This is a genomic window from Chloroflexia bacterium SDU3-3, assembly GCA_009268125.1.
Classification (GTDB): Bacteria; Chloroflexota; Chloroflexia; order Chloroflexales; family Roseiflexaceae; genus SDU3-3.
This window is the reverse complement of sequence record WBOU01000012.1, coordinates 1-11,376: the sequence shown is the minus strand read 5'-3', so window position 1 is coordinate 11,376 and position 11,376 is coordinate 1. Positions and strand designations below refer to the sequence as shown.

The following is an 11,376-nucleotide window of genomic DNA, read 5'->3' as shown; positions in this document are numbered from 1 at the left end:
GCCAGCATTCAGCATTGGAATGCTCCAAATTGGGATTCGAAGGGGCAACGCCCTCACATGGTGTCACGTTCTTGGGCGGAGCATTCGGATGCGGCACATGACGAGAGAACGCGTGCCAGGCCATGCACCGCATGTAAGATTCTCGATTTCACCCACCCGGCCCATGCGGCGAAGGTGCCGCTCAGGCCAGCTGGCCATATGCACGAACACCAGCCGCCAGCATTCGGCATTGGAATGCTTCAAATTGGGGGTTTCGAAGGGGGTTATACCCCCTCGCGGGGTTCCGAGGGGCTGGCCCCTAGGCGCCGCCCGCGCAGGGCATCCACCCACCAACCAAGCACCACCGCCATCGTTTATGTGGAACAGACCCAGCGCTAACATAAACGTGACACCTGCTGAAAGCTGGCCCCTCCTATGCGCCGCACGCGCAGGACGAACATCGACATCGACACAACCACGCTCATGAGGAACGAGAACAGGGCTGAAATAGTCGATCCTCGTTTTGCACCCGTCGGCTTAGTGGAGTGCGCCATTCAAGATAGTAGCTCTTGGTTGGTGGGTGCGTGCCCTACGCGGGCGGCGTCCGGGGGCCAGCCCCTGTGAACCCCGCCATGGGGCGATGCCCTCAATAGGTGTCACTTTATCGGGTGTTCCGAGGCCGTTTTAGCGAAACGGCAGTTTGGCTTGGGTGCGCCTTCGTGGAATAGTGGGTGTTCTTGGATGGTGGTGGATGCCCTGTGCGGGCGGCACCAAGGGCTTCGCGCCCTTGGAACCCCGCCAGGGGCGTAGCCCCTTGGAACCCCAATTTGTAGTATTCCTCTGCCGAAATCAAGCAGCTCATGTTCGTGCATAGGGCCAGCAAAACATCACCGGCACCTTCGCCGCATGGGCCAGGTGGATGAGATTCTCAATCTCACATGCGGTGCATAGCTTGGCACGCGCTCTTTCGTCATATGCCGCATTGAGAAGCCCCAAACAAAAAAGTGACACCTGTTGAGGGCATCGCCCCTGGCGGGGGTTCCGGAGGGCTGGCCCCCGGACGCCGCCCGCGCAGGGCACGCACCAAGCATCCACACGCCACCATCATCTTCAAGGCCGCACCCGGTCGGCCCGCCCCCCAACTCCCTCACATCCGCGCGCCCTCGTCGTGCCCGCCCGCTTTGCCCGCCTAGCAAATTGGCAGGTGCTTTCTGGTACAATGGGGTATGTTTTACGCCCCAGCGGGTGGGCGAGCGCGCAAGGAAGCCCCAAGCGCGCATCGACGGCAACGGGGCTGTTTCTGCGGGCGATGGCCGCTCGCATATGGGGACACGACCATGACACACAATCTAGAGCCATTTAAGCAGCAGGCCGCCGAGCGGGCGCTCGACGGCGTGGAGAGCGGGATGCGGCTAGGCCTGGGCACAGGCTCCACAGCCCGCTATGTGGTGGAGGGCCTGGCGGCCCGCCTGCGCGACGGGCGGCTGCGCGACATCGTGGGCGTGCCCACATCCGAGGCCACGGCCAAGCTGGCTGGCTCGCTGGGCATCCCGCTGGCCACGCTCGACCAGCAGCACGAGCTGGATCTGGTGATCGACGGGGCCGACGAGATCGACCCGCAGCTCAACCTGATCAAAGGGCTGGGCGGGGCGCTGCTGCGCGAGAAGATCGTGGCCTCGGTGGGCCAGCGATTCTGCATCGTGGCCGACACCAGCAAGGTGGTGGGCCGCCTGGGCGAGCATACGCCCGTGCCGGTAGAGGTGATCAGCTTCGGGATGCGGCCCGTCGAGCAGCGGCTGCGCGCCCTGGGCTGCGCGCCCGTGCTGCGCCGCAACGCATCCGGCCTGCCCTTCATCACCGACGAGGGCAACAGCATCCTCGACTGCCGCTTCGAGCAGATCGACGACCCCGAGCGGCTGGATGCCGACATCCACGCCATCCCCGGCGTGGTCGAGCACGGCCTGTTCATCGGCATGGCCAGCGTGGCCTTCGCCGCTGGGCTGGATGGGGTCACGCGGCTGCAGCGGTCGCGCTAGCGCCCTACCGAAGCGCCAAGCGGGCGCGCCGCGCGGATGGAGGAGATATCCGCGCGGCGCGCCTTTTTCATGCCAGCGCGCCAGCGAGGCGCGAGGAGGAGGAGAGACACTATGGAGAGCGACGCCGCGCCGAGGCATACCAACCGCCTCATCCACGCCGCCAGCCCCTACCTGCGCCAGCACGCCCATAATCCGGTCGACTGGCACGAGTGGGGGCCAGAGGCCCTGGCCCTGGCCCGCGAGCAGGATCGGCCCATCCACCTGAGCGTGGGCTACGCCGCATGCCACTGGTGCCACGTGCTGGCCCACGAGTCGTTCGAGGACGAGCGCACCGCCGCCCTGCTGAACGCCCACTTCATCAACATCAAGGTCGACCGCGAGGAGCGGCCCGACATCGACAGCATCTACATGACCGCGCTGCAGGCCATGACGCGCAGCGGCGGCTGGCCGATGACCATGTTCCTCACCCCCGAGGGCGTACCGTTCTACGGCGGCACCTACTTCCCGCCCGAGGAGCGCTACGGCATGCCCTCGTTCACCCAGGTCATCCTGGGCGTGGCCGACGCCTGGCAGCGCCGCCGCGACGAGGTGGAGCAGAACAGCCAGGCCCTGTCCGACCACCTGCGCAGCGCCACCGCCGCCCGCATGCCCGAGGGGCCGATCACGCCCGCGCTGCTGGATGACGCCTACGCCAGCCTGCACGGCCAGTTCGACCAGGACGAGGGCGGCTTTGGCCGCGCCCCCAAGTTCCCCCAGCCTATGACCTACGAGTTCCTGCTGCGCTACGCCCAGCGCACCGGCACGCGGCTGGCCTGGGATATGCTGGCGCTCTCGCTGCACAAGATGGCCGAGGGCGGCATCTACGACCAGCTGGGCGGCGGGTTCCACCGCTACTCGGTGGATGGGCAGTGGCTGGTGCCGCACTTCGAGAAGATGCTCTACGACAACGCGCTGCTGGCCCGCGTCTACACCGAGGCCTACCAGGCCACATCCGACCCGCTCTACTGCCGGGTGGCCGAGCAGACGCTGGACTACGTGGCCCGCGAGCTGCGCCACCCCGAGGGCGGCTTCTACTCCACCCAGGACGCCGACTCGCTGCCCACGCCGCAGGCCAGCCACGCCGAGGAGGGCGCGTTTTTCGTGTGGGGGCTGGATGAGGTGCGGGCCGCGCTGGGGCCGGATGCCATGGCCTTCGCGGCGGCCTACGATGTGACCCAGAAGGGCAACTTCGAGGGCCGCAACATCCTGCATGTGCTGCGCCAGCCCGACGAGGTGGCGGGCACGCTGGGCATCCCGCCGCACGAGATCGCGGCGCTGCTGGGGCGCGGCAGGCGCACGCTGTTCGAGCTGCGCGAGCGGCGGCCCCGCCCAGGGCTGGACAACAAGGTGCTGGCCAGCTGGAACGGCATGGCGCTGCGGGCCTTCGCGCAGGCGGCGGGCGTGTTTGGGCGAGAGGACTACCTGGCCCACGCCGAGCGCTGCGCGGCGTTTGTGCTGGGGAACATGCGCGACGCCGAGGGCCGGCTGCTGCGGGCCTGGAAGGATGGGCAAGCCGGGGCGACGCCGGGCTTCCTGGAGGATCACGCGCTGCTGGCCGACGGCCTGCTGGCGCTCTACGAGGCCACGCTCGACCCGCGCTGGCTGGCCGAGTGCCGCGCCCTGGCCGAGGTGATGCTGGCCGAGTTCTGGGATGACAACCTGGGCGGCTTCTACGACACCGCCGCCCGCCACGAGGCTCTGATCGCCCGCCCGCGCGACACCGGCGACAACGCCACGCCCTCCGGCAACGCCGCCGCCGCCGAGCTGCTGCTCAAGCTGGCCGTGATCTACGACCAGCCGCGCTATCGCGAGCGGGCTATGGCCGTGCTGGGCGGCATGGCCCAGCTGATGGGCCAGTACCCCACGGGTTTTGGCCGCTACCTAGCCGCCGCCGAGTTCGCGCTGGCCCCCACCCAGGAGATCGCGCTGGTGGGCGACCCCGATGCAGAGGATACCAAGGCCCTGCGCGAGGTGATCGCCACGCGCTTCTTGCCCAACAAGGTGCTGGTGCTACGCCGCCCCGACGAGGCCGCGCCCACCATCGCATCGCCGCTGCTGGATGGGCGCGAGCAGCTCGGGGGCCGCGCAACGGCCTACGTGTGCCGCAGCTACGCCTGCCAGATGCCCGTCACCGAGCCAGATGCGCTGGTCGCGCAGCTCCAGGCCTAGCTGGGCAGCGAGAAGACGGCACGGGGTATGGGCGAATCAGCACCCCATATCCCGCGCCGCCTCAAGCAGCACGGAAACAAGGCTCAGCGCAAAAGAAACGAAAGGCTGCCCGAGACAGCAAATACAAAAAGGGCTAGCAGTATCAGGAAAGAGAGCATCAAGGCAAGCCCCGGAGCATCCCGCCGCGACCATTGGTAGGCCACACGTTTGGAGCGAGGGCGGGGCATGCTGGCGCGCAGCTCTTGGGTGGTCGGGGGCTTGGCCTGCCGCACGGGGCGGGCTAGGTGGCGCTGGATCTCGGCCTCGCTCAGGTCGTCGCCGAAGTCGGGCACGTGATCGGCCCAGTAGTCCATGGGCCGCTGCAGGGGCGGCTGCACGGGCGGCTCATCCGAGGTCGCCCTGCGTCGCGCCGTCGGCGTCACCTGGGTGCGCAGGGCCGCGAGGCGCAGGCCCTGGTCGTCGGCGCGCTGGCGCAGGGCAGCCACTTCCTGTCGCAAGGCGGCCACTTCTTCGCGCAGCGCGGCCAGCTCCTCGCGCACTGCCAGCTCGCTTGTAGCAAACGATGGTGCAGACATGGTTCCTCGCTCGGGGCATGCCCCGTTTGAACGGCTCTGCATGCATATACGCAGCAGCGCCGAGCGAGTTGCAGGCGCTAGCTCGCGCCCAACGAGCGCACCAGATCCTCAGTATCGGCCAGGATGGCCTCGGCCCAGGCCCGCACGTCGGCCAGGTACTGCTCGGGGGTGTCGTAGCGCACATCGGCCATGGTGCGCGACCACATGATATTGCGGGTCTCCTCCAGCGGCTGGCCGCCCCCGGCCCACTTCCAGGGGCGCAGGCCACCCGAGAAATCCTGGGTCTGCCTGCGGGCCTCCTCGGCGCTGACGCCCTGGGTGATGAAGCTATGCAGCAGGCTGCGCGTGGCGATCCAGCCCTCGCGGGTGTAGTGGTGGTGCTGCAGCAGGTAGCTGGGCACGCTCAGGTGGTGGGCCGCGAAGTAGTCGGGGTTCTCAAATTCCAGGCTCTGGGTGGTGTTAAAGTGATCTTGGCATGTCTCGCCAGATGAGAACGACGCGCCGCACTCAGGGCATCGGGTAGCCATATATCGCTCCTTCGTAGATACGCTGGAAGAATCTTATCGATAGGCACATCATATCATGAATTATGCCGCGCCTTTGGGGCAACCGATAGCAGCTGGAGGGCCAGCCCCGTGGCAAAGTGAGTGAAGTGAGCCACAAGGTTCTCGGGCATGTATAGCATCTCCTCTTCCAGCGGCAGCGCGACTATCACGCCGCCTGCGGCCAGCTCCCGGGCGGCGGCGCGGCACTGCTGGTGGTAGGCTTTGGCAAAATCGTAGCCGGGGCACCAGACCTCGTAGCGCTCGGTGCGCCACTGGCCCTGCGCATCGCGCGCCTGCCGCTCGTGCATGTTGACGAAGGCCAGGATGTCGGGGAAGACTACATCCTCGCCCGCGATGGCCTGGGCCAGCGCGCGGGCCTCGTAGTGCTGGATGAGGTCGCGGAAACCCTCGCCGCCCGCCACCCGGAAGAGCGCGTCGATCGCGGCGATATGCTGCGGCTCGGCCCGCATGCAGGTGTCCAGCAGATCCTCGGTGCTGCGCAGCAGGGCGCGCAGGAACGACGGCCCCGCGCCCCCCTGGAAATGCCTGACGATCAACGCCGACAGCGGCGGGGCGGTGTGGCCATCCATGTGGCGGCGCAGCGCCACGATGGCCGCGGTGACGGCGTGCAGCTGCGGCTCGGTGAAGGAGGACTCCACGCCGTTCAAGCCTGGGAAGATCGCCTCGGCGTGGCCAGCGAGCTTGCGGGCGTAGACCGGGGTGAGGCCGTGGCGGGGGCAGCCGCCGCGCTCGACGCCGGGGCGCACAAAGCGCTCGCGGATGGGGGCGAAGAGCAGCCAGCTTGCTGCAAGATCGCGTTCAGGGCGGTCGGGAAGATGGTTCTGCATGATGCTCTGCCTCCACACTACGATTGCTGGGCATGAGTATAGCAGAAAGTTGTGTTGAATCTACCCCAACGATATGATGGTCGCTTCACCCAACGACCACCGGTAGCAACTGCTCGAATCCAGCTGAGCCATCGCCACATCAACAGCTTGCGCATACATCCGCCGCGCATCATCCAGCCAGCCAGCAGGCCGCTCCACCAGGCGCGCATCCCGCCCGCGCGGCACCTCGTAGAGATACCTAGCCCAGCGCACCGCCCACCACGCCCGCATGATCGTGGTGTAGACCTGCGCCCGCAGCGGCGCGGTCTGGTCGCCCATGCGCGCGGCATAGGCGGGCAGCAGCTCGGCCCAGGGCGCACGCACAACGGCGTAGGCCGGGTGGGTGGCCAGCTCGGCCCACTCGAAGGCCGGGTCGCCCCAGCCAGCGTTCTCCCAGTCTATCGCCACCCAGCCCTGCGACCCGCGCAGGAAGTTGCGCCAGTTGCTATCCACGCGGCACAGCCCGCGCGGCGGCTCGGGCCACGTGGGCGCATCCCAGCGCGCTAGGCGCTCTAGCAGCGGCGCAAGGCCTTCCGGGTAGTGCTCGGGCGGGATCATAGCCAGGTGCGCGTCGATCAGCGCGCGGCCAGCGGCGGCAGAGGCCGCGTTGAGCGTGGCCTCGGGCAGCTCGACAGGCGTCGATTCGGGGCAGATCTGGTGGGTGGCGCAGAACAGGTCGAGCAGGCAGCGCCAGTCGGCGGCGGATGCTGGCGGGGCCGCGAGCACCGGCGCATCCACCCACGACTGCACCACCATGGGCTGGCGGTAGCGCTCGCGCTCCATCCGCACCGCGCGCGGCGCAAACGCCCCGCCCACGCTGGCCACGGCGCGCAGCGCGGCGTGCTCGCGCCCGGCGCGGTCGCGCTCGTCGCGGATGGTCAGCTTGATGGCGTAGTCGGCGCTGTCGCTGGTGGCACGGTAGATTCGGTTGTTTTGACCGCCAGCTACCGGAGCCACACGCCACATCCTCCAGCGACACAAGGCGGTCGGCCCGCGCGCATCCAGAAAGGCGATCAGGTCGGCAAGCTCATCCAGCACAGCTCACTCCAGTGAGGCAACAGCGGCGGTACCCTGGCCACAGCGCTCGCCGCCCCACTCGTGCCGCAGCACGCCGTACAGCAGCGTGTCCCACCAGCGGCCCTTAAAATACTCGTTCTCGCGCAGGCGGCCCTCCAGGCTCATGCCCACCTTGGCCAGCACCCGCGCCGAGCCGGTGTTCTCGGCCACGCACGTGGCGGTGATGCGGTGCAGCCCCAGCGAGCTAAAGCCCAGGCCTACCAGCCTGCAGGCCGCCTCGGTGGCCAGCCCTTGGCCCCAGTGCTCGGGCGCAAGCTCGTAGCCGACCTCGGCCTGATGCGGATCGCCCACCCGGCGGCGCAGGCTCACCAGGCCGATGGCGCGGTCGCTCTCGGGCAGGGTGATGGCGAAGCTGTAGCAGCGGCGCGGGCGGTCGCGGTTAAGCGCGCCCAGGCGGCGGGTGAACTCCTGCACATCCTCAGGGGTGCGGCTGGCCCACGAGTAGTAGCGCAGATACAGCGGGCTGCTCTGGTAGGCGAGCACCGCCTCCCAGTCGGCAGCATCGAGATCGCGCAGGACGAGGCGGGCGGTCTCTAGGCGCATCGCGCTTCCTTTCACAGCGGAAGGTTGCTACGCATCATAGCACGCCCGCCCCGCAGCGCAAGCCCTCACGTCAACACCCAGAGCCAAGGACTGTCTCACCAAGCCCTTCGATCATGCCCCTCACATGCCTTGCCCAGCAAGCGCTGGCCATCCCAGCCATACGCGCAGACGCGCCCTGGTCGCTCGGGGTCGGCAATGGCAATATGGCACAGAGCTAGGGCATGCGGCGGCGCACAGATTGCCGCAACCAAGGCATCGATGATCTCGGCGGGGTCGGCCTGGGCTGAACGGGCGGAGAGTACCATAAGGGTATACACGGGCCTGCCCTCAAGCGCCAGCACCGCAGCCACATGGCCGGGCGCATCTTCCACCGCCGCAAACCCACTATACGTCCCACCGTCGGCGAGACCCCGGCCGAGCCCATCGACGCCCAGCGCCGCGCCTATCGCACCAGTGCTCAGAAGCCAGAGCCGCGCCAGCAGCCACGAGGAAAAAGGCGCGCCGTGCAGCTCGATCAGCGGCAAGGCCGAGCGCTCTACCATATCGGCAATATTCCGCAATCGCAGCGGCGGATCATCCTCACCCCAAAATGGATCATCAATCAGCGCATCGGGATCTGCTGGCCGCGCGGCGAGAAAGCGGCAGAAGAAGCGCCCGGCAGGAAAGCCACCTAGCCCATGGGTCATAGGCCACCTGCTTTTTCAAAAGCTCGCGGGGCACGCGGTTCGCCGCGGCCCCGCGAGTAGGATCTGGAGAGAATTGCAGTAGGGGCGAGTGCGCTGCCCGCACACGATCGTGCTGCAAACCTTCTCAAAAGAATATTATACAGCACTTAAAGCGGCTGGTACCTCTTCGAGACTCAAAAACGAGCTTAATATCTGCAGGTAAAGATCTATCTTCGATTGAATTTCACCTCTATCCTTATGTTCAAACTGCTTAAGCACATGTTCAAAGTCTCCAGCTACTACAGTGATACGATATCTACCATCAGGGCTATGAGAAGGTAGCCATCCTAGATCAATAATGTATTTGTCTTTTCGTTCCGATGGTATATCTCGCTCAATAATGAGCATATTTTCAGAAAAAAGCCGCCTCTCTCGATACTCTTCAGTAGCATCTATATCATAGAAAGTATTCGAGATAACTTTCCAGCCAGAAGGTATCTTCAGTGGCATGAGCGGATATAGAACCATATGCCGTTGCTCCTATTCAGGGTGCGAATGAACCACGCCATTCCCGGTGACTTCAACACGAATAATAGTATTTAGCTCACCAGTTCCACCAACAAATCCTACACCCGGATATTGAGCATAAATAAAGAATATGCCTCCATGCGGTTCCAGGTTGTGATTTCCAGCTTGCGCAGCACTAATTACGCTTCGCTCCATCTGAATTGCTTCCGGGTGATTAAATTTATACTGGCCTTCCCCGGTTTTCCTGGCAGCGCTCTGCCGATCAGAAACAGGACCGTTAAAATGCTTCTTCCCATGTTCATAGAAACTCAGAGTATTACTCTGAATTACCTTATTAAATGATTTCAGATCACTACCCTGATTATCTTGATCAGGATCAGCAACAGATACATCTCGTTCTACAGATTTAAGCTCTTCATCAATACGCCGAGTCGATGCCTGTAACTCAGTATACTCACTCCTGGAGTCAACGATATCAATCAGCTCTATATTTTCCGCATTCCTCCTTTTAATATCAGCAATATAATCACTTACATACATCTTCTGAGTACGCTCCTTTTCGCTCATCGTGTTAAATGCCTTCATAACGCGATCAGCTCGACTCGTAATAGTCTCACACACCTTCTTCAAAAGATCAGCCTCTGCAGCAATCTTCTCTTGCTCGCTGATACCATCAAAGATACGCTTAATAAGCGATATTAGCTGCTTCTCCTTCCCCTCAACGGTCTGATCTTTTTTATCAATCTTCTCCGCTGGTTCTCCAGAGCTCAGCGCCGAAAGGACATTCTGGGCATCAACCTTAGAAGTTGAGGCAAGGCCACGAGCCTCACTTACTGTTTTGGCATTATCAGGCGATGCTTTTGCCCACTTTGTCACCGCAGCATTACCCAACATCGACTCCACAGGTGATGGAGTGCTGGCAACCATAACCTCTGCGCTGCCACCATTGGTCGCAATCCAGAGCGAATGCTGCTCACCTCCAGCCGTGAATGTTAATCGTTCGCCGACCTCACCATCTTCTAACTTTCCAGGCGCTTTATCCTCTTCCTGCTTGGGAGCATTGGCAGCTTGATTGTCTGGTGCATCCCCACCCTTGCCCTTGCCGATGCCCTTGATCATGGCCCAGAGCTTCTTGCCCATGGCCACGGCCTTCTGCACCACCCAGTCGATGGCCTTCTTGATCGGGGCCTGGACCTTCTCGATGATGCCCTGGACCTTCTTGGAGATGCCGCCCAAGCCCAGCAGGTCCGCCAGGAACGAGATCACGGTGGGAAGGGCGGTGGCCAGCGACTGCTCGATGAAGTTGGCCGCCCCGCCGATGTTGCCCGCCGCAATCGCGCTGATCGAGCTGAAGATCGAGTTCATGAGCGAGGCCAAGCGCGCCGCGTTGTTCGCGAACCACGTCACCACGCGGATGATGCCCTGCACCGCCTTGATGAACGCGCCCGCTGGCCCGCCCAGGATGCCCACCAGCCACTCGATCCCCGCCTTGATCACCTGCCCGATCACCATCTCTTTGATCTGGTCGATCACCATTGCCTTCAGGTCGCCCACCTGATCCTGGATGTAGGCCCAGAGGCCTGCGAGGCCCTCGGTGCGGATGATCTGGAAGATCTCCCAGCCCTTCTCCAAAGCCCCCACGATCTCCTCGCCGTTCGGCCCCAGCGATTTGACCACCTGGGTGCGCACCTGCGGATACGTCAGCCCCAGGATCTGCAGCACCATGTTGAAGATGCCCGCCAGGTCGAAGGCCTTGGGCAGCTGGATCCCGCTCGCCGACAGCGTCCCGGTCAGCCAGCTGATCAGCCCGGCCTGGAGGTGCGTGCCGATGTTCGCCCCGAACTGGTGCAGGCCCTGGCCCACCGCGCTCAGCAGGTTGCCCAGGAAGCCAATCGGGTCTTGGAGGATGGCGCCGATCGCCGCCGCGCCGTTGCGCAGCACCCCCTCCAGCATCGCCCGCAGCTCCTGGATCGTCTTGATCACTCCGCCGATCATGTCCCCGGCCTTGGCCAGCCAGCCCTTCGACGCCGCCTTCATCGCGTCCAGCTCGCTGTCCAGCGCCTGCACCTGCTCGGTGTACTGCTGCGCCAGGTGGTCCACCAGCTCCTGCTGCTTCGCGTCGATCGTCTGCTCCAGGCTGTCGAACTTGCCCTGCGCCTCGCCCGCCACCTCCTCGGCCACCTTCCGCAGCTCGGCGGGCTGCTTCGCCACCTCGTCCGCGATCCGCTTCCGCCCGCGCTCCACCGCTGCGTGGGCCTTGCCCAGCTGCGTCCCCACGATCCCCGCCACCTGCGCCAGCACCGTGTCCATCTCGGCGAGGTAGCGGTCGCGCC

General features: G+C 64.7%; 9 protein-coding genes. 3 read left to right on the top strand and 6 right to left on the bottom strand.

What is annotated here, in order from left to right; translation table 11 throughout:
- The first annotated feature begins 1,316 nt into the window (after nucleotides 1-1,316).
- On the top strand, nucleotides 1,317-2,015 hold the full coding sequence (rpiA, locus tag F8S13_18665; GenBank protein ID KAB8141430.1) for a ribose-5-phosphate isomerase RpiA: 699 nt from the start codon (nucleotides 1,317-1,319) through the stop codon (nucleotides 2,013-2,015).
- Nucleotides 2,016-2,126: 111 nt separating this feature from the next.
- A complete protein-coding gene (locus F8S13_18660) occupies nucleotides 2,127-4,223 on the top strand; it encodes a thioredoxin domain-containing protein (protein KAB8141429.1) in 2,097 nt (698 codons plus the stop codon).
- Between the two features lie 83 nt (nucleotides 4,224-4,306).
- Here the strand turns inward: F8S13_18660 and F8S13_18655 are convergent, their stop codons facing one another.
- From F8S13_18655 to F8S13_18635, 5 genes are all read right to left on the bottom strand, one after another.
- Entirely contained in the window at nucleotides 4,307-4,798 is a 492-nt protein-coding gene (locus F8S13_18655; protein ID KAB8141428.1) for a hypothetical protein, read from the bottom strand.
- A gap of 77 nt (nucleotides 4,799-4,875) precedes the next feature.
- Nucleotides 4,876-5,325 carry a hypothetical protein gene (locus F8S13_18650; protein KAB8141427.1) on the bottom strand — a complete coding sequence of 150 codons (450 nt, stop codon included), beginning with the start codon at nucleotides 5,323-5,325 and terminating at the stop codon, nucleotides 4,876-4,878.
- 53 nt (nucleotides 5,326-5,378) lie between these two features.
- Nucleotides 5,379-6,191, bottom strand: a complete 813-nt coding sequence (locus F8S13_18645; protein ID KAB8141426.1) for a hypothetical protein — start codon at nucleotides 6,189-6,191, stop codon at nucleotides 5,379-5,381.
- Between the two features lie 60 nt (nucleotides 6,192-6,251).
- Nucleotides 6,252-7,268 carry an aminoglycoside phosphotransferase family protein gene (locus F8S13_18640; protein ID KAB8141425.1) on the bottom strand — a complete coding sequence of 339 codons (1,017 nt, stop codon included), beginning with the start codon at nucleotides 7,266-7,268 and terminating at the stop codon, nucleotides 6,252-6,254.
- 3 nt (nucleotides 7,269-7,271) lie between these two features.
- Nucleotides 7,272-7,850, bottom strand: a complete 579-nt coding sequence (locus F8S13_18635) for a GNAT family N-acetyltransferase (GenBank protein KAB8141424.1) — start codon at nucleotides 7,848-7,850, stop codon at nucleotides 7,272-7,274.
- Nucleotides 7,851-8,200: 350 nt separating this feature from the next.
- Here F8S13_18635 and F8S13_18630 point away from each other — a divergent pair, with 350 nt between their 5' ends.
- On the top strand, nucleotides 8,201-8,524 hold the full coding sequence (locus F8S13_18630) for a hypothetical protein (protein KAB8141423.1): 324 nt from the start codon (nucleotides 8,201-8,203) through the stop codon (nucleotides 8,522-8,524).
- 147 nt (nucleotides 8,525-8,671) lie between these two features.
- Here F8S13_18630 and F8S13_18625 read toward each other — a convergent pair whose 3' ends face one another.
- The gene (locus tag F8S13_18625) at nucleotides 8,672-9,043 is read right to left on the bottom strand and encodes a hypothetical protein (GenBank protein KAB8141422.1); all 372 of its coding nucleotides are present in this window, start codon (nucleotides 9,041-9,043) and stop codon (nucleotides 8,672-8,674) included.
- Nucleotides 9,044-11,376 lie beyond the last annotated feature (2,333 nt).

Coding starts and splice junctions, on each gene's coding strand:
- rpiA (KAB8141430.1), top strand. CDS start 1,317: ATGACACACAATCTAGAGCCATTTAAGCAGCAGGCCGCCGAGCGGGCG.
- F8S13_18660 (KAB8141429.1), top strand. CDS start 2,127: ATGGAGAGCGACGCCGCGCCGAGGCATACCAACCGCCTCATCCACGCC.
- F8S13_18655 (KAB8141428.1), bottom strand. CDS start 4,798: ATGTCTGCACCATCGTTTGCTACAAGCGAGCTGGCAGTGCGCGAGGAG.
- F8S13_18650 (KAB8141427.1), bottom strand. CDS start 5,325: ATGGCTACCCGATGCCCTGAGTGCGGCGCGTCGTTCTCATCTGGCGAG.
- F8S13_18645 (KAB8141426.1), bottom strand. CDS start 6,191: ATGCAGAACCATCTTCCCGACCGCCCTGAACGCGATCTTGCAGCAAGC.
- F8S13_18635 (KAB8141424.1), bottom strand. CDS start 7,850: ATGCGCCTAGAGACCGCCCGCCTCGTCCTGCGCGATCTCGATGCTGCC.
- F8S13_18630 (KAB8141423.1), top strand. CDS start 8,201: ATGGCCGGGCGCATCTTCCACCGCCGCAAACCCACTATACGTCCCACC.
- F8S13_18625 (KAB8141422.1), bottom strand. CDS start 9,043: ATGGTTCTATATCCGCTCATGCCACTGAAGATACCTTCTGGCTGGAAA.